We start from the raw sequence: 16,966 nt of genomic DNA on the forward strand, positions 1-16,966 counted from the left end.
GGCATCCTCACGTCCCACCCGGCCCGCACGCTCCCTGCCGGGCGTAGCCTGGAGCCATGAGCGCCGTATGGGACAGCATCGCCGAGGAGTTCCTGCACCTCTATCCGCGGGGGCGACGGCTGGTCGCGGTCGCCGGGGCCGACGCCGAGCGTTCGCGCGCGGCCGCGGATGGTCTGGCCGCCGCTCTCACCGCCGCCGGCCAGACCGTCGAGCGCGCACACACCGCCGACGGGGAGGAAGCCGCCCTCCGCGCCGACGTCGTGGGGCCGTTCCGCGCCATCGACAGCGACGCCGTGCTCCTCGTGTCCGGACCGGGCGCGATCGTGTCGCCGAGCGTACGCGGGATGTGGAACTACGTCCTCTGGCAGCTGGCAGGAGACGAGCCCCCGCACACCGCGGCGAACGCCCTCGTCGACGTGACCGATCCGGCCCATCCCACCCGGCGTTTCGCCGACTACTGCGCCGTCCCCTCCTCGTTCGAGACCTGAGTCGCCGCGCGCCGACTCAGTGGAACGACGCGGCGACCGAGTTGCGGTGGTAGTCGAACACGATGCTCGTGCGGGTCGATGCCACGCTGCTCTGCGCGGACAGGTGCTCGAGCACGAACTCGCGCATCTCCGATGAGTCGGCGACCGCGATGTGCAGGAGGAAGTCGTCGTCTCCGCCGAGGAAGAACACCTGGATCACCTGCGGCAGCGCGCGCACGCGATCCGCGAACTCCACGATGCTCTCCCGCCGAGCGGCCGGGCGCAGACTCACGCCGATGATCGCCTGGAGTCCGGCGCCGAGCTCGCGTTCGTCGACGCTCGCGTGGAACCCCGTGATGACCCCGCGCTCAATCAGCCCGCGCAGGCGTGCGTGTGCCGTCGACGGGGCGACTCCCAGTCGTCCGGCCAGCTCGGCGTTCGTCATCCTCCCGTCGGCGGTGAGGAGCTGTACGATCCGCGCGTCGGTGGGGTCGAGCGCGGGGGCCCGAACGCTGTTCGGCTCGGATGACGCGGCGGCAGTGGTCATACGAAGCATTATTCAGGATTCGAGCGTTCACCGAAGAGTCTTCATCGAATCTGGCGATGTCTCGACGTTTCTGCGATCCTTGTCTGCACCCTGCGCCCCTGAGACCTGGAGGATCGATGAAGATCGGCGTCCCGACCGAAGTCAAGAACAACGAGAACCGCGTCGCCCTCACCCCGGCCGGCGCCGATCGGCTCGTGCGGGAAGGGCACCGCGTGCTCGTGCAGTCGGGAGCCGGCGTCGGGTCGAGCATCGACGACGACGCGTACCGCGCGGCCGGTGCCGAGATCGTCGCGACCGCCGCCGACGCGTGGGGCGAGGCCGACCTGCTCATCAAGGTCAAGGAGCCCGTCGCCGAGGAGTACGGCTTCCTCCGTCCCGACCTCACGCTCTTCACCTACCTCCACCTCGCGGCCGATCGCCCGCTGACCGAGGCGCTCGTCGCGGCCGGCACGACCGCCGTCGCCTACGAGACCGTGCAGCTGCCGGATCGCACACTGCCCCTGCTCGTGCCGATGAGCGAGATCGCCGGCCGCCTCTCCGTCATCATGGGGTCCCACTCCCTGCTGCGTTCGCAGGGCGGCCGCGGCATGCTGCTGGGCGGCATCGCCGGCACCCCGCGGGCCAAGACCGTGGTGATCGGCGGCGGCGTCGCGGGCGAGCACGCCGCCGCGAACGCGCTCGGGCTCGGGTCCAAGGTCACCGTCGTCGACGTGGCGCTCCCCCGCCTGCGCGAGCTCGAGCACCGCTACGGCGGCGCCCTGGAGACGCGCGCGTCGAGCCGGTACGACATCGCCGAGGAGCTGACGACGGCGGATCTCGTCATCGGATCCGTCCTGATCCCCGGCGCCGCGGCCCCCAAGCTCGTGACCGACGACATGGTCGCGGCCATGAAGCCGGGGTCCGTGCTCGTCGACATCGCGATCGATCAGGGCGGTTGCTTCGAGGGCTCCCGTCCGACGACCCACGACGACCCGACCTTCGCCGTGCACCATTCGATCTACTACTGCGTCGCGAACATGCCGGGAGCCGTGCCGACGACCGCGACCCGGGCGCTGACGAACGCCACCCTGCCCTACGTCTCGGCGATCGCGGCCAAGGGCTGGGAGCGGGCGGCCTCCGACGACGCTGCCCTCGCGAAGGGGCTCAACGTGCAGGGGGGACGCATCACCCTGGACGCCGTCGCCCAGGCGCACGGCCTCACGACCGACTGACCTGCCGAACCCGAAAGAACCTCGGATCTTGGCGTCATCCCACACCTCCCCCGCCGTATCGACCCGAGTACGCTCGTAACCGTGACCGAACGCGCTCCTCTCTCCCGCAAGCTGTCCGCCATCGCCGAGTCCGCGACCCTCAAGGTCGACGCCAAGGCCAAGGCCCTCAAGGCCGAGGGCAAGCCCGTCATCTCGTATGCCGCGGGCGAGCCCGACTTCGCCACGCCGCAGTTCATCGTGGATGCGGCGGCCGAGGCACTGGCCGACCCGGCGAGCTACCGGTACACCCCCGCCCCCGGGCTGCCGGCGCTGCGCGAGGCGATCGCCGCCAAGACGCTCCGCGACTCTGGTCTCGAGGTCTCCCCCGGCCAGATCATCGTCACCAACGGCGGCAAGCAGTCGGTGTACCAGGCGTTCCAGGCCGTCGTGAACCCCGGCGACGAGGTGCTGCTGCCGGCCCCGTACTGGACGACCTACCCGGAGGCGATCCGTCTCGCGGACGGCACGCCCGTCGAGGTCTTCGCCGGCGCCGACCAGGAGTACAAGGTGACCGTCGAGCAGCTCGAGGCCGCCCGGACCGACCGCACGACGGTCCTCGTGTTCGTGTCGCCGTCGAACCCCACCGGCTCGGTGTACACCGCCGAGGAGACGAAGGCCATCGGCGAGTGGGCGGTGGAGCACGGCATCTGGATCATCAGCGACGAGATCTACCAGAACCTCACCTACCCTTCGACGGACTCAGGGACCGCGGTGACGGCGACCTCGATCGTGGAGGCCGTGCCGGAGGCCGCGAACCAGACGATCCTCGTCAACGGGGTCGCCAAGACCTACGCGATGACCGGCTGGCGCGTGGGCTGGATGGTGGGTCCGGCCGACGCCATCAAGATCGCCGGCAACCTGCAGTCGCACCTCACCAGCAACGTGAACAACGTCGCGCAGAAGGCGGCGATCGCGGCGCTCAACGGCCCGCAGGACGAGGCCGAGAAGATGCGCGAGGCCTTCGACCGCCGCCGCCAGCTCATCGTGTCGGAGCTGTCGAAGATCGACGGGCTCGTGGTCCCGAACCCGCTCGGCGCGTTCTACGTCTACCCCGACGTGCAGGGCCTGCTCGGTCGCACGTGGGGCGGCGTGACTCCGACCACCTCGCTGGAGCTCGCCGACCTCATCCTCGACCAGGCCGAGGTCGCGGTCGTCCCCGGCGAGGCGTTCGGTCCGTCGGGCTACATCCGCATGTCGTACGCGCTCGGCGACGAGCAGCTCCTGGAGGGCGTGCAGCGCCTCCAGCGCCTGTTCTCCTCGACCTCCTGACGCCGAGACCCCGGTTTACCGCCGAGACCCCCTCGTACCTGCGCAGGTACGAGGGGGTCTCGGCGTGAACGCGGGGTCTCGGCGTGGGAGGCGGGGTCAGTCGTCGGGGTGGAAGCCGATCAGCCAGCGGATGCCGTAGCGGTCGACGAGCGTGCCGTCGACGTCGCCCCACGGGCGCTGTTGCAGCGGATCGATGACGCGGCCGCCGGCAGAGAGCTCGTCGAACCAGCGGGTCAGCGTTCCGGGGGCGGCGGTGCCGAGGAGCGAGAGGAACATCCCGCTCATCTGGACCGCGTCGTCATCGGCTCCCGCGTCGGCCCCGGCGAGTTCGACCGGCCCGCTGAGCTGGCCGTGCGCGACCGCGTCGCCCGGACCGTCGTGGCGACCGGCGCTCGCGTAGTCCATCAGCTGGAGCTCGCCGCCGAAGACGTCGCGGTAGTGGCCGAGCGCTTCGGCGGCGTTGCCGGGGAACAGCAGGTACGGGATCAGTCCGCTCATCCCGCGAGCGTAGTCCGCGGCAGCCCCCGCGGCCACCCGCCGGGGACGACGAACGGCCGCCACCCGGAGGCGACGGCCGTTCATGCGGACGGGTCAGGAGACCGGGATCACCGCGTACAGGATCCAGGTCAGCGCGAAGCCGGCCACGCCGAGCACCGTCGTGAGCGGCGTCCACGTGCGCAGACCGTCCTTGACCGAGAGGCCCAGGTACCGCGTGACCACCCAGAATCCGGAGTCGTTCACGTGGCTGAGACCGAGGCCGCCGTAGCCGATGGCGACCGCGAGCAGCGCGGTGTGCACGGTGTCGAGCCCCATCGCGGAGACCGACGGCAGCAGGAGCCCCGCGGTGGTGGCGATCGCGACGGTGGCGGACCCCTGGGCGGCGCGCATGATGAGGGAGATGAGGAAGGCCGCGAGCAGCAGGGGCATGCCGCTGGACGCGAGCACCTCGGCGACCGCTCCACCGATTCCGGTCTCGGTCAGGACGCGGCCGAAGGCACCACCGGCACCCGTGACGAGGATGATGACGGCCGCGGCCGGCAGCGCCGACTCCATGACCTCGCCGAGGTGGGAGGCCGACCAGCCGCGGCGCACGCCGAGCAGGTACATCGCGGCGGCGATCGCGACCATGAGGGCGAAGATCGGCTGACCGACCATGCTGAGGAATCCGTTCCAGAACGTGCCCGCCTCGAACAGCGGCGCGACCGCCGTGCCGAGCATGATGAGCACGAGCGGCAGGAGGATGAGGCCGAGGACGGTACCGGCGCCCGGCGCCTTCTCGCCCTCGCCGAGTCCGCCGGTGAGCGTCGACTTCTCCGTGCCGAAGTTGTCGTACATCTCCTTCGTGGCCGCGAGCATCGCGAACTCGCGGGTGTTGATCCACTTCGCCACGAGGTAGGACAGGACCGCGAGCGGCACGGAGATCGCGAGGGAGAAGATCGTGACCCAGCCGATGTCGGCACCGAGGATCGCGGAACCGCCGACGATGCCCGGGTGCGGGGGCACCGCGACGTGCACGGCGAGCATGATGCCCGCGACCGGCAGGCCGAACTTGATCGGGTTGAGACCGGCCACCTTCGAGAAGGCGAACACGATGGGGATGAGGATGATGAAGCCGGCGTCGAAGAACACCGGGATCGCCAGGATGCCGGCGGCGATGACGAGCGCGATGCCGACGCGCTTCGGGCCCAGCCAGCTGGTGAAGCGTCCGGCGAGCGACTCGGCGCCGCCGGACAGCTCGATGATCTTGCCGAGCATCGAGCCGAGGGCGACGAGCACGGCCACCGAGCCGAGGGTGCCGCCGACACCAGCGATGATCGCCTGGATGACGCCGAGCTGCTCGGGGGTGTCACCGTCGGCGGGGATCGTGGTCAGCGGCAGACCTGCCGCGATGCCGACGATGATCGACACGAGGATGAGGGCGTAGAACGCCTGCATCTTGAACCGGATGATGAGCAGGAGCAGCAGGCCGAGGCCTGCCAGGCCGATCAGGATGAGGATCGGAAGAGGAAGCATCTCTGGATCTCTTCTTTCAGTGGGGGCGCGACGTCGCGCTCAGGACAGTCGTTCGGGTGCGACGACGCGGATGACGGCGGAGTCGTCCAGGGCGCCGAGGCCCTGCGCTTCGCCGAGGAGGAACAGCTGCTCGGCCGCGGCGGCGACCGGCGTGGACAGGTGCGCCCGGCGGGCGGCGTCGCCGACGATGCCGAGGTCCTTGACGAAGATGTCGAGGCGGCTGAGCACCTCGGCGCCGTCCTCGTCGTAGGCCTGCAGGGCGCGCGGACCGCGGTTGCCGAGCATGAAGGAGTTCGCAGCACCGGCCGTCAGCGCGTCCAGCGTGCGGGCGCGGTCCAGTCCGAGGGCGTCGGCGAGCGCGAGCGCCTCCGCGGCCGCCGCGATGTGCACGCCGCAGAGGAGCTGGTTGACGGTCTTCAGCGCCTGGCCGTCCCCGGGCTTGTCGCCGACGATGGACAGCGTCGAGGCGAGCTGGTCGAGCACGGGCCGCGCGATCTCCAGAGCGGTCGGGGTGGCGCCGACGACGATGAGGAGGTCGCCCTCCCCGGCACGGACCGGCCCTCCGGACAGCGGAGCGTCCACGAGCTGCGCACCGTGCGTGGCGAGCTGGGCGGCGATCGCATCGATGCCGTCCGTGCCCACCGTGCTGGTGAGGATCACGACCGCGCCGTCGGCGAGGTGCGGGGCGAGCCCGTCCTCGCCGAAGAGCAGCGCCTCGAGCTGCGCGCCGGTGCGGACGGCGACGAGCACCGCGTCGGCACCATCCACGGCGTCCGCCGCCGAGGAGGCCGGCGTGACACCCGCCTCTGCGGCGAGGGCGACGCGTTCGGCAGCGATGTCGAAGCCGCGCACCGCGAAGCGCTCGGCGAGGCGGGTGGCCATCGGCAGCCCCATGGCGCCGAGTCCGATGACAGCGACGGTGGATGTCATGAGTGTCCTTCCGGGTTGTTTCCATCGTCGCCTGCGAGCGTGGCGACGACCGTGACGAGGGAGTCCGCGTCGCCGACGTTGCCGGCGAACACGACGTACGGGATGCCGACCGCGGGGCCGGTCTCGGGCTGCCACAGCGAGACGAGGCCGGGCAGCATCGGACCGAGCACGGTGGCCCGGCGGATCTCGAGGGCCTCGCTCGCGACATCGCTGGAGGTGATTCCGCCCTTCGCGATGACGAAGCGGGGCGGAGCGATGGCGAGCACCCGACGCACGAGCTCCACCACGCCGCTGGAGATGCGGCGGGCGATCGCGAGGCTCTCGTCGCCGTCGGCGCCCGTGATGAGTTCGCGGGTGGTGTGCACGATCACGGTCCCCGTGGCGAGCGCTTCGGCGACGGCGTGCGCCTGCGTCTCGAGATGGGACTCGCGGTCCGGGCCGACGAGGGCGCGCACGTCGAGTTCGACCGTGCGGGTGCGGGGCCGCGCCGCCGTGAGGGCTTCGAGCTGGGCGGTGGTGAGCGGCACGTGGCTGCCGACGACCACGAGACCGCCGCGATCGTGCGCGAAGGGGATGTCCTCCGCCCGCACCGGCTCGGCGATCTCCTGTCCGATGTGCGCGCGCACGTAGGGCGGACCGACGCGGAGGAGCACGTCCCGGTCCCGCAGGCGGTGCAGCGCGAGCGCGACGACGCGCATGTCCGATTCCTCGACCACGTCGACCACGACGACCGTGCCGTCGGCCAGCGCCTCGAGGAAGCCGGCCACGGCGTCCACCCCGGCGCGGATGGTGCGGATGTCGAGACCCGCGACCGCAGACGCCGGGATGCGTCCGCCGGTCTTCTCGGCGACCCACTTGCGCAGGTCGGAAGAGGCGTAGCCGAAGGTCGCGTCCGCCGCGAACGGCGTCTCGCCGACCGGGGTGGCCTCGCCGCCGGTCACCCAGTAGTGCACGGAGTCGACCGTGATGCGCCCGGCGTCCGGGAATGCGGGGACGAGCAGGGTCAGCGCGGGGGCGTGGCCCGTGCGGGATCCGATCTCCGCGGAGAGGACATCGGTCTCGAGCGGGAAGTGGCCGCGCAGCGTCGAGTCGCCCCGGGAGACGAACGTCACGCGCCGCCCCTGGGCCTCGGCGGCGGCGAGTGCCACGTCGACGATCTCGCGATTGCGGGCGGCCGCGGCCTCCTCGTCGAGGGACCGGGTGTTCGTGAGCACATAGACGGCGGCGGCGCCGGTCGCGAGCGCCTCGTCCAGGTCGGCGCGCTCCCATCGGGTGAGGACCGGGAGGTTCGCGACCGACTGCGTGCCGGTCGGGTCGTCGTCGAGGACGAGGAGCACGTCGGCGGGGTCGACCTCGGTGCGGACGTCGGCCGCGGTAACGGCGACGGGTGCAGGCAGGGGGGCCAGCAGGTCGTCGATGTGCACACGAACTCCTTCGTTCCGGAAGATGGCCTGTGGTGGGGGCCACGGGCCAGGGGAATCTGCATCGTTATCCGATATCAGATAACGATGAGCGTACCCCACGATCACCGTCCCTCCAAACCGACGGAGAGCGTGCTGCTCAGCGCCCGTGGACGTAGTGCAGCAGGTCGTCGCGGGTCTGGCGCATGTGGCTGCGCATGGCCTGGCGGGCAGCCGCACCGGACCCGGTCCGCATCGCGTCCAGCACCGCCGCATGCTCGGCCAGCGCGTGCTCGCGGATGTCCGGGATCGCACTGGTCTCGCTGCGGGTCGCCTGCAGCATCGTCGTCAGCGGACGCATCGAGGCGACGAGGATGCGGTTCTCCGCCGCGCGGATGATCACATCGTGGAAGGCGAGGTCGGCGGCCACGAACGCGTCCACGTCGGCCCGCTCGTGCGCCGCCTGCATCTCCTCGAGGAGCGCGGCCATCTCGGCGAGGTGCTCCTCGGTGCGGCGCCCCGCCGCGAACTCCGCCGCCCCGGTCTCGAACATCATGCGCATCTCGAGCATCTCCAGCGAGGAGCGCTCTCGCGCACCCGCGCTCTGGGCGTGCCGCACGACCGCGTCGAGGCCCGTCCACTCGTCGGTCGGCGCGATGCGGTGTCGGGTGCCTGGCACCGCGACGATCACGCCCTGCGCCTGCAGGAGGCGGACGCCCTCGCGCATCGTGAGGCGGGAGACCCCGAATTGCTCGGCGAGCTCCCCCTCGGGCGGCAGCGGCTGTCCTGCCTCGAGCCGACCCGCGATGATGGCGTCGAGCAGCCCGTCCACGACGGCCTGCGTCCGCGACACCCGCTCGAGCTTCGTCACAGGTCGACGCCCACCAGCACCGGCTCCGGCTGCAACACGAGACCGAACTCGGAGTGCACGCGGTTCTGGATGAAGCGGGCGAGCTCGGCGACCTCGGCCGCCGTGGCGCCACCCCGGTTGGTGAGCGCCAGGGCGTGCTTGGTCGAGACGGACGCCCGTGAGCGGGGCAGCTTGAACCCCTTGCGGATGCCGGCCTGCTCGATCAGCCAGGCGGCGCTCACCTTCACGTCCGGCGCCTCGGTCTTCGTCGGCGGCACGTGTCCGTCGTAGGAGGCGAGGGGGATGACGGTCACGGCGTCGAGGTCGGGGGCGACCGGCCAGCGCGGGCACTCCGGCGGGAGGGACCGGGCCTGCGCGGCCGTGACGATCGCGTTCTGGAAGAAGGAGCCGACCCCGTGCGTGTCCGGGTCGTCGGCGTCGAGCAGCATGCCCTTCGATGCGCGCGTGGCGAGGATGCGCTCTCGGACCCATGTCAGCGGCACCGGGGTGTCGTCGGTCAGACCGAGAGCGCGGCGCAGCTGCTCCCCACGGACCACGCGTTCGCGAGCGACGAGGAGATCGACCGTGAGGGACAGGATCACGGCCCGGCGCTGCGGCTCGCTCCCGTGATGGTGCTTGAGCACCGAGGTGCGGAATCCGAGCCCGAGCTCGGTCGCCGGAACAGTGGAGATCTCGCCGGAGTCCTCGTCGATCAGCTCGACCTCGACCAGGGTCTCCTGGATCTCCTGCCCGTAGGCGCCGATGTTCTGCACGGGCGCGGCTCCGACCGTGCCGGGGATGCCGCTCATGGCTTCGAGCCCGGCGTAGCCCCGCTCGACCGCGTACGACACCAGGTCGTCCCACCCGTGTCCGGCCTGCGCGCGCAGACGGACGCGACCGGCGTGCGGCGATGGGAGCTCGTCGATGCCGCTCGTGCGGATGCGGAGGACGGTGCCCTCGAACGGCTCGTCGCCGACGAAGAGGTTCGAGCCCCCGCCGAGCACCAGCCAGGGGTCGCCCTCCGCCCAGGTCTCCCGGAGAACCGCGACGAGCTCCGCCGTCGTCGTCGCCTCGCGCATCCGCGCGGGGGCGGCGCCGGTGCGGAGCGTGGTGAGCTCGGCCAGCCGGATCGGCTCGACGTCGCTCATCGGACGGCGACGCGCAGCTGCGCCTTGACGAGCACGGTGGTGTCGCCCGTCGTGACCTTGAGGTCGATGCGCGCGGACTCCTCGTCCACCGCGCCGACCGTCGCGACGACGTGCACGTCGGCGCCGGTCTCGGGATCGACCACCACGGGCTTCGTGAAGCGCACGCCGTAGTCGAGGATCCGGGTCTGCGGGTCGAGCGCGGCGACGACCACCGACGAGGCGATCCCCATGGTCAGCATGCCGTGCGCGAGCACGCCGGGAAGGCCCACCGCGGCGGCGACGTCGTCGCGGTAGTGGATCGGGTTGAAGTCTCCGGAGGCGCCGGCGTAGCGGACGAGCGACTCCCTCGTCAGGTGCACGGTGCGCTCGGCCAGCACGTCTCCCACGGTGAACGCGCTCATGCGGCCTCCTCCTCGGCGCCCACGAGCAGCACGCTCGTGGCGGTGACGACATGCGCGCCCCCGTCGTCGGTGATCTCGGCCTCGCTCGTGATCATGGCGTTGCCGCCCATCATGCGGATGCCGGTGACGCGCAGCTGCGCCGTCAGCTCGTCTCCCGCGACGATCGGCCTGGTGTAGCGGAACCGCTGCTCGGCGTGGATGGTCCGCGCCAGGACGATGCCGGAATCCGGTTCGGCCAGCAGCTGCTGCAGCGTGAGGTCCTGCAGGACCATCGCGAAGGTCGGCGGCGCGACGACGTCGGCGAAGCCCGCCGCACGGGCCGCCTCGACGTCGGTGTGCTGGGGGGCGTCGGCGAAGACGGCGCGCGCGAACTCGCGCACCTTCTCCCGTCCGACGAGGTAGGGGGCGGTCGGCGGGAACTCCCGGCCGACGAGTTCTTGGTTCACTGCCACCCGTCGATCCTACCGAGGGCGACCGACGGCCCGCCGCGCGCGGGCCGTCCGAAAACCCTCAGGCGGCTCTGGCCGACATCGCCGAACCGAGCAGGACGAGACGCATGGTGCGCTCAGCGGCATCGCGGAGCAGCTCCTCGCCGTGCTCCACCGCCTCCTCCAGCGGCATCGGCACGGTGAGGATCGACGCGATCGCGTCGATGCCGATGTCGTGCACGGCCGGGGCGCCGCGTCCGAGCGAACCCGCCAGGCCGAGCACCGGTACCCCGGCGACGCGGGCGCGCATCGCGATCTCCGCCGGGACCTTGCCGCGCGGCGTCTGGAAGTCGATCGCGCCCTCGGCCGTGATCACGAGGTCGGCCTCCGTCATCAGCGCGTCGAGGTCGTGCGGCATGAGTCCGCCGTCGAGGAGCACCTCGAAGCGGGGTGCGAGCCGGGCGCCGAAAGCCGCGGCGAGCCCCGCGCCGAGTCCTCCGGAGGCGCCGGTCCCCGCGCCGGTACGTACGTCCATCCCGCCTCCGAAGGGACTCTGCTCCTCCAGCAGCGTGGCCCAGGCGTCGAGCGCGTCCGAGAGCCGCTCGACCTCCGCCGGCGACGCCCCCTTCTGCGGACCGAACACCCTGGCGACGCCGCGGGGGCCGCAGAGCACGTTGTGGATGTTGCAGGCGAGGACCATCTCGACCTCGGCGAGACGCGGGTGCACGCCCGAGAAGTCGAGGGACGCGGCCTCCGCCAGGTGTCCGCCGCCCGCCGGGACGACGCGGCCCGCCCGGTCGAGGATGCGCACGCCCAGAGCCGTCAGCGCGCCCGCTCCCCCGTCGCTCGTGCCGGAGTCTCCGCAGCCGACCACGATGCGCTCAGCGCCGTCATCAAGGGCCGCGGCGATGAGCTGCCCGACCCCCGTGGTCGTGGTGGCCGCCGGATCGCGGCGATCACGCGGGACGAGTCGGAGTCCCGCTGCGGCCGCCATCTCCACCACCGCGGTGCCGCGCGCCGCCCCTCCGAGGCGCGCCCAGTGCGCCACCACCGGTTCCCCGACGGGTCCGGTCACGGTCGCAGGCACCAGAGCACCGCCGGTGGACGCGGCGAGCGCGGCCGCCGTCCCCTCGCCCCCGTCGGGTACGGGGAACTCGTCGACGCGCACGCCGGGGATGACGCGGCGCACGCCGGCGGCGATGGCTCGGGCCACGGCGTCGGCGCCGAGGCTCTCCTTGAAGCCGCTCGGAGCGACGAGGATGCGCTGGGGAGCGTGGATGGACATGAGGACCTCCTTCTGCGCCCTCGGGGGCGCGCGACAGCCCGGACGCGGGCACGACGGACACCGGTACGCCGGCGGCGCACGCGGAACAGTGGTGACGGTGGTCAGCGCAGCAGCGGCAGACCCTGGAGCGGCCAGATCCAGAGGGCGAAGACGGCCACGAGGACGAACATGGCGGGCGCGAGCACGACGGACAGCCGGCGCAGGTCGGAGGGATCGAAGCCGCCGGAGACGACCTGGGGATCGGCGAACATCGCGACCGGCTTGGCAGAGCTCGGCAGGGTGTGGCAGAACCCGGCCGCCGCCGTCGATGCGAACGCGGCGGCCATGGGTTCCACGCCGAGTCCCGGTGCGAGGGCGATCACCGCGGGGATGATCGCCGCGGATCGCGCCGATCGGGAGGGGATGAGCAGATGCGCGAGCGTGGACAGGGCGATCACGGCGAGAAGGAAGCCGATGGCGCCCGCCGCTCCGAGCCCACGCAGCGGCTCGAGGGCGGCTGTGCTGAGCCAGGTCGCAGCCCCCGAGTCGGTGAGCGCCGTGGCGAGCGCGAGTGTGGTGGCCAGGAACAGCAGCAACGACCAGGGTACGCGCGCGACTGCGGCCGGGAAGGTGGTGCAGCCGATGCCCGGAGCGACGGCGGCGACCGCTCCACACAGCGCGACGAGCGCAGGAGGCAGGCCGTGCAGAGGCTCGCTGCTCCACAGCGCGATCGCCGTACCGATGAGGAGGGCCGCACGCCACTCGGCCGCGGAGAGCGGGCCGGTCACGCGGACACCGGCGGCCTTCTCGATGTCGCCCGTGGTCACCCGCACCCGTGCCGTGCGGTCGGCGCGGTCCACGAAGCGCCACAGGATGAGCTCCGCGGCGAGGTGCGACGAGACCACCGCCAGCGGCAGGCCGAGCCACAGCCACGACAGGAAGGAGAAGCCGGGCTCTCCCGCCGCCCGCAGGAGCTGATCGGTGATGATGTGCGCTCCGGCGCCGAGCAGCGAGGCGACGGCGGAGAGGAGCACGACCGTCGGCATCAGCAGTGCGAGGGCCCGGACGACGCGCCCTCGTCCGTCGAGAGCCGTCGACAGGGCTCCGAAGACCGGGACCGCGAGCGCCGCCCTTCCGGAGGTCGCGGGCACGGCGAACGCCGAGAGGGTGAGCGCGACGGTCGTGAGGTGGAACAGGCTCCTCGGGCCGCGAGCGAGACGGACGAGCTGCGCGGCCGCGCGGAGCGGGAGGCCCGAGGTCGACACCGCCGCCGCCATCACGAACGCACCGATCAGCAGCCAGATCGTCTCGTCTCCGAGCGACGCGAAGAACTGCTCGACCGGGAGGACGCCCGCGACGATGAGCGCGATGGCCGCGAGGAAAGCGACCAGGGTGTCGTCGAGGCGCGTCGCGCTCCACGCCCAGACCGCAAGGAGGAACACCGACACGGTGACGGCGATCGGCACCGTGATCCCGCGCCCGCTCGCGTCCGGGTTCAGTGCGCCGATGACCATCGCCGCACCTGCCGCCACGACGAGCACGAGGCCGACGAGGGACAGCGCGCGCCGCGACTTCACCGCATCGGGCCGGCTGATGATCGGGAGGGGGTCGGGGCGCAGCGGCGGGACGGTCGCGAACCGAGTGCGCGCTGCGGCGACGGAGAGTGCGGCGGGATCGTTCATCGGAACCGGTACCCCGCTCCCCGCACCGTCTCGATGCGGTCGGTGCCGATCTTGCCGCGCAGCGCACGCACATAGACGTCGACGACGTTCGACGCGGGATCGAAGTCCATGCCCCAGACGTGGCCGATGAGCTGGTCGCGGGAGAGTACCTGACCGGCGTTCTGCAGGAAGACCTCGAGCAGCGCGAACTCGCGTGACGTGAGTTCGCGCACCTCGCCGGCCACGGTCACCGTCCGCGACCGGACGTCCACGCTGACGTCGCCGTGCGTGAGCGCGGCCCCGCCGCTGCGCCCTTCGCCGTCGCCGATCCGCAGCCGCACCCGGGCGAGCAGCTCGGCGAACTGGAACGGCTTGGTCATGTAGTCGTTCGCACCCCCTTCGAGCCCCCGGACGGTGTCGATCACGGAGTCCCGTGCCGTGAGGATGACGACCGGCGTGGAGACCCCCTCGCCGCGGAGGTGGGCGAGGACGTCGAAGCCGTCGATGCCGCCGAGGCCGATGTCGAGGACGACGAGGTCGAACAGGCCGCTGCGGGCCATGAGCAGCGCGGTGTGCCCGTCGGTCGCGTCGGCGGTGTCGTAGCCCGCGGCACGGAGTCCGCGGCGCACGAAGGACGTGATGTGCGGATCGTCCTCCGCGATGAGGATGCGGCGCATGTCAGCTCTTCCCTTCGGTCGCGTCCGTGTCCGGGACGGGTGCGGGCAGGTCGATCCCGAATGTGGCCCCTTCGCCGAGCACGCTGTCTACCCACGCTGAGCCGCCGTGCCCGTCGGTGATGGCCCGCACGATCGCGAGGCCGAGCCCGGAGCCGCGGCGCGCACCGGCACTGTCCCCGCGGGTGAACCGGTCGAAGATGCGCTCGGCGTCGGCCGGAGCCACACCGGGACCGGTGTCCTGCACCCAGAGCCGCAGCCGCCGCTCGGGGCCGTGCCCCTCGAAGCGCGAGCCGATCCGGATCGTGTCGCCATCCTCCGTGACCTGCACGGCATTGGCCGCGAGCTGGAGCACGGCCTGTGTGACGCGCTGCGGGTCGAGGGGGACCACGCCCTCCGCGACCTCCATCAGCTGCCAGCGCCGGTCGCCCAGCATCTGCGCCTTCGCCTCGATGTCGAGCGTGAGGGTCGCGATGTCGCACGCGGCCAGGCGCACGAAGTCGGGCTGCTCCGCCCGTGCGAGCACCAGGAGGTCCGTCACGATGCGGCTCATGCGGTCCAGCTCCTCGCTGACGAGGCGCAGGGTCGCCGCGCGCTCCTCCGGGTCTTCGCTGAGGAGCTCCAGGTGCCCGCGGACGATCGTGATCGGCGTACGCAGTTCATGACCGGCGTCGTCGACGAAGCGCTGCTGCGTCGCGTGGACCGCCTCCAGCCGGTCGAGCATCTGGTTGAACGTCGTGGCGACGGCCGCGATGTCGTCGCTCCCCTCGACGGGTACGCGGGCCGTGAGGTCGTGCTCGCCGATGTCCCGCGCCACGCGATACACCTCGCGGACCGGAGCGAGGATCTGACCGGCGACCAGCCACGCGACACCGGAGCTGAGGAGCACCCCGATCAGGGCGACCCAGGCGATCGCCCCGAAGCTGCGATCGACCTGTGCGCGCGGCTCTGCCGTGAACTGCACGATGAGCACCGCGCCGTCCTGTCCCCCGCCGGTGAAGTCCATCCGTCCCCAGCGGACCGGGCCGGTCTCGGGCGTCGCCAAGGCTCCGGAGACCGCGGTGTCGGTGAGCATCCGCTCCACCAGCGCCGCGTGGGTCTCCAGGGTGCGCGAGCCGCCGTCTTCGGCGACCGCGATCGGGGTGCCGTCGAGGGCCGCGACCACGACCTCGTCCTCGTGCACGGACTGGCGGGCGACGTATTCCCGGAGCAACTCCTCGGCGGTCGTGAGGCCGCCGGCAGCGGCATCCTCTGCGAAGCGCGCGAACTCCGCCGCCTCCTGCTCGATCTCGCCATTCGCCGTCTGCTCGACCGCGGCGAGGAAGAGACTGCGGCCGATGAGTCCGATCGCGAGCACGGTGATCATCGTGCTGAGGATGATCCAGAGCGTGATGCGCCACCGGGCGGGGAGCGTACGGCGGCGCAACGTGCGCAGCGGGGCGCCGGGGGCCCGGAGGGATACGGGCTCAGTCATCGTCGCCGCCGTCGTCGTCATCGTCATCGCCCACCGGTGGAGCCGGCGCTGGAGCCGGTGCTGGTGCCGGCGCGGGAGCGGGCGGGGGCGGCGGAGCAGGGGCGGGGGCGGGGGCGACCGACTCGGTCGGTGTGGGCGTGGGAACGGGCGTCGGGGTCGGCGTCGCGAGCTGGACGGTGAGCGGGGTCTCCGGCAGCCGGGGGGACGCCGGCATCTGGGCGAGAGCGACGCTCCCGATCGCGAACGCCACGGGCACCGCGATCAGCGCGCCGGGGATCAGGATGCGTCGTGCGGTGCTCATGCCTCCATCGTGCCCGGGGCGGATGAGGAGGAGATGAGGTGAGGATGAAGATCTCTTCATCCTCACGGACGGTCAGCCGCGCCGACGCCCGCGGATGGCCTTGAGGGCCATCTGCACCGCGATCACGACGAGATACGCGGCGAAGAGGAGGTTGCCGACGGTCGGGTCGACGATGGTCGCCAGCCAGGCGCCGAGGGCCGTCGTGGTGCACGCCGAGACGCCGATGAGCAACGCCGCGAGGAGATCGACGTTGCGGTTGCGGAGGTTGCCGACCGTGCCGGAGAGGGCGGTCGGGATCATCATGAGCAGCGAGGTGCCCTTCGCGACGAGGTCGCTCGTGCCGAACGCGAGCATGAGCACCGGGACGACGATGACACCGCCGCCCACGCCGATGAGTCCGGCGAGGACGCCGGTTCCGATTCCCACGACCACCAGGGCGATCCCGGAGAGCCAGGTGAGCTCGAAGACGGCGTCGCGCGAGGGGATCACGAGGAAGAGACTCACGATCACGACGACGAGGAAGCCGACGAAGCCCCAGCGGAGGGCGGTCTGCGAGATCCGCGGGAGCAGGCGGGTGCCGATCTGCGCGCCGACCACGGCCCCGGCGGCGAGGATCAGGGCCGGGATCCAGGCGACGGAGCCCGACGCCGCGTAGGAGATGACCCCGACGGCCGCCGTCGGGACGATCGCCGCCAGCGAGGTCCCGGCTGCGAGCCGCTGGTCGAACGCGAGCAGGAGCACCAGCAGCGGGACGATCACCGTGCCGCCGCCGACGCCGAAGAGCCCGGAGAGGATGCCGGCGAGGAGGCCGATGCCGATGAACGTGGCGTAGGCGCGGGGCCCGCGCTTCAGGACCGTCGCATCGCTCACCGGATCAGCCTACTCCCGG

At 72.0% G+C, this 16,966-nt stretch carries 18 protein-coding genes; 3 read left to right on the forward strand and 15 right to left on the reverse strand.

Going from position 1 to position 16,966, the window contains the following annotated elements:
* Positions 1-56 precede the first annotated feature (56 nt).
* Entirely contained in the window at positions 57-488 is a 432-nt protein-coding gene (locus AUV07_RS00175) for a hypothetical protein (RefSeq protein ID WP_062632822.1), read from the forward strand.
* 16 nt (positions 489-504) lie between these two features.
* Here the strand turns inward: AUV07_RS00175 and AUV07_RS00180 are convergent, their stop codons facing one another.
* Entirely contained in the window at positions 505-1,023 is a 519-nt protein-coding gene (locus tag AUV07_RS00180; protein WP_029989076.1) for an Lrp/AsnC family transcriptional regulator, read from the reverse strand.
* 107 nt (positions 1,024-1,130) lie between these two features.
* On the opposite strand from AUV07_RS00180, the gene ald reads away from it, so the two are divergent.
* Positions 1,131-2,225 carry an alanine dehydrogenase gene (ald, locus tag AUV07_RS00185; RefSeq protein WP_062632824.1) on the forward strand — a complete coding sequence of 365 codons (1,095 nt, stop codon included), beginning with the start codon at positions 1,131-1,133 and terminating at the stop codon, positions 2,223-2,225.
* 81 nt (positions 2,226-2,306) lie between these two features.
* Positions 2,307-3,533, forward strand: coding sequence for a pyridoxal phosphate-dependent aminotransferase (locus AUV07_RS00190; RefSeq protein WP_062632826.1), 1,227 nt, complete (start codon positions 2,307-2,309; stop codon positions 3,531-3,533).
* A gap of 96 nt (positions 3,534-3,629) precedes the next feature.
* Here AUV07_RS00190 and AUV07_RS00195 read toward each other — a convergent pair whose 3' ends face one another.
* The 14 genes from AUV07_RS00195 to AUV07_RS00260 all read right to left on the reverse strand — a co-directional run bounded on the left by AUV07_RS00195 (position 3,630) and on the right by AUV07_RS00260 (position 16,947).
* Entirely contained in the window at positions 3,630-4,031 is a 402-nt protein-coding gene (locus tag AUV07_RS00195) for a VOC family protein (RefSeq protein WP_062632828.1), read from the reverse strand.
* A 93-nt stretch (positions 4,032-4,124) separates the two neighbouring features.
* Entirely contained in the window at positions 4,125-5,546 is a 1,422-nt protein-coding gene (locus AUV07_RS00200) for a GntP family transporter (protein WP_062632830.1), read from the reverse strand.
* Positions 5,547-5,585: 39 nt separating this feature from the next.
* Positions 5,586-6,476, reverse strand: coding sequence for an NAD(P)-dependent oxidoreductase (locus tag AUV07_RS00205; RefSeq protein ID WP_062632832.1), 891 nt, complete (start codon positions 6,474-6,476; stop codon positions 5,586-5,588).
* Positions 6,473-7,900, reverse strand: coding sequence for a four-carbon acid sugar kinase family protein (locus AUV07_RS00210; RefSeq protein WP_062632834.1), 1,428 nt, complete (start codon positions 7,898-7,900; stop codon positions 6,473-6,475). Before AUV07_RS00210 ends, AUV07_RS00205 begins: the two co-directional genes overlap by 4 nt.
* Before the next feature lie 136 nt (positions 7,901-8,036).
* Entirely contained in the window at positions 8,037-8,747 is a 711-nt protein-coding gene (locus AUV07_RS00215; protein WP_062632836.1) for a FadR/GntR family transcriptional regulator, read from the reverse strand.
* The gene (locus tag AUV07_RS00220; protein ID WP_062632838.1) at positions 8,744-9,874 is read right to left on the reverse strand and encodes a UDP-N-acetylmuramate dehydrogenase; all 1,131 of its coding nucleotides are present in this window, start codon (positions 9,872-9,874) and stop codon (positions 8,744-8,746) included. Before AUV07_RS00220 ends, AUV07_RS00215 begins: the two co-directional genes overlap by 4 nt.
* A complete protein-coding gene (locus AUV07_RS00225) occupies positions 9,871-10,275 on the reverse strand; it encodes a MaoC/PaaZ C-terminal domain-containing protein (RefSeq protein ID WP_062632840.1) in 405 nt (134 codons plus the stop codon). Before AUV07_RS00225 ends, AUV07_RS00220 begins: the two co-directional genes overlap by 4 nt.
* A complete protein-coding gene (locus tag AUV07_RS00230; protein ID WP_062632842.1) occupies positions 10,272-10,727 on the reverse strand; it encodes an FAS1-like dehydratase domain-containing protein in 456 nt (151 codons plus the stop codon). Before AUV07_RS00230 ends, AUV07_RS00225 begins: the two co-directional genes overlap by 4 nt.
* A 58-nt stretch (positions 10,728-10,785) precedes the next feature.
* Positions 10,786-11,988: a glycerate kinase family protein gene (locus tag AUV07_RS00235; RefSeq protein WP_062632844.1), complete on the reverse strand. Its 1,203-nt coding sequence runs from the start codon at positions 11,986-11,988 to the stop codon at positions 10,786-10,788.
* A gap of 101 nt (positions 11,989-12,089) precedes the next feature.
* The gene (locus AUV07_RS00240) at positions 12,090-13,649 is read right to left on the reverse strand and encodes an SLC13 family permease (protein WP_157523833.1); all 1,560 of its coding nucleotides are present in this window, start codon (positions 13,647-13,649) and stop codon (positions 12,090-12,092) included.
* Positions 13,646-14,305 carry a response regulator transcription factor gene (locus tag AUV07_RS00245; protein WP_062632846.1) on the reverse strand — a complete coding sequence of 220 codons (660 nt, stop codon included), beginning with the start codon at positions 14,303-14,305 and terminating at the stop codon, positions 13,646-13,648. Before AUV07_RS00245 ends, AUV07_RS00240 begins: the two co-directional genes overlap by 4 nt.
* A 1-nt stretch (position 14,306) precedes the next feature.
* On the reverse strand, positions 14,307-15,776 hold the full coding sequence (locus AUV07_RS00250; RefSeq protein ID WP_062633031.1) for a sensor histidine kinase: 1,470 nt from the start codon (positions 15,774-15,776) through the stop codon (positions 14,307-14,309).
* Entirely contained in the window at positions 15,769-16,077 is a 309-nt protein-coding gene (locus tag AUV07_RS00255; RefSeq protein WP_062632848.1) for a hypothetical protein, read from the reverse strand. Before AUV07_RS00255 ends, AUV07_RS00250 begins: the two co-directional genes overlap by 8 nt.
* 72 nt (positions 16,078-16,149) lie before the next feature.
* On the reverse strand, positions 16,150-16,947 hold the full coding sequence (locus AUV07_RS00260; RefSeq protein ID WP_062632850.1) for a sulfite exporter TauE/SafE family protein: 798 nt from the start codon (positions 16,945-16,947) through the stop codon (positions 16,150-16,152).
* Positions 16,948-16,966: the final 19 nt, after the last annotated feature.

The sequence above is a fragment of the Microbacterium sp. CH1 genome (assembly GCF_001595495.1).
Classification (GTDB): Bacteria; Actinomycetota; Actinomycetes; order Actinomycetales; family Microbacteriaceae; genus Microbacterium.

Excerpts from the sequence above, each read along its gene's own strand:
- AUV07_RS00255 (WP_062632848.1), bottom strand. The coding sequence starts at position 16,077 with ATGAGCACCGCACGACGCATCCTGATCCCCGGCGCGCTGATCGCGGTG.
- AUV07_RS00245 (WP_062632846.1), bottom strand. The coding sequence starts at position 14,305 with ATGCGCCGCATCCTCATCGCGGAGGACGATCCGCACATCACGTCCTTC.
- AUV07_RS00175 (WP_062632822.1), top strand. The coding sequence starts at position 57 with ATGAGCGCCGTATGGGACAGCATCGCCGAGGAGTTCCTGCACCTCTAT.
- AUV07_RS00235 (WP_062632844.1), bottom strand. The coding sequence starts at position 11,988 with ATGTCCATCCACGCTCCCCAGCGCATCCTCGTCGCTCCGAGCGGCTTC.
- AUV07_RS00195 (WP_062632828.1), bottom strand. The coding sequence starts at position 4,031 with ATGAGCGGACTGATCCCGTACCTGCTGTTCCCCGGCAACGCCGCCGAA.
- AUV07_RS00225 (WP_062632840.1), bottom strand. The coding sequence starts at position 10,275 with ATGAGCGCGTTCACCGTGGGAGACGTGCTGGCCGAGCGCACCGTGCAC.
- AUV07_RS00200 (WP_062632830.1), bottom strand. The coding sequence starts at position 5,546 with ATGCTTCCTCTTCCGATCCTCATCCTGATCGGCCTGGCAGGCCTCGGC.
- AUV07_RS00220 (WP_062632838.1), bottom strand. The coding sequence starts at position 9,874 with ATGAGCGACGTCGAGCCGATCCGGCTGGCCGAGCTCACCACGCTCCGC.
- AUV07_RS00205 (WP_062632832.1), bottom strand. The coding sequence starts at position 6,476 with ATGACATCCACCGTCGCTGTCATCGGACTCGGCGCCATGGGGCTGCCG.
- AUV07_RS00240 (WP_157523833.1), bottom strand. The coding sequence starts at position 13,649 with ATGAACGATCCCGCCGCACTCTCCGTCGCCGCAGCGCGCACTCGGTTC.
- AUV07_RS00180 (WP_029989076.1), bottom strand. The coding sequence starts at position 1,023 with ATGCTTCGTATGACCACTGCCGCCGCGTCATCCGAGCCGAACAGCGTT.
- AUV07_RS00250 (WP_062633031.1), bottom strand. The coding sequence starts at position 15,776 with ATGACTGAGCCCGTATCCCTCCGGGCCCCCGGCGCCCCGCTGCGCACG.
- ald (WP_062632824.1), top strand. The coding sequence starts at position 1,131 with ATGAAGATCGGCGTCCCGACCGAAGTCAAGAACAACGAGAACCGCGTC.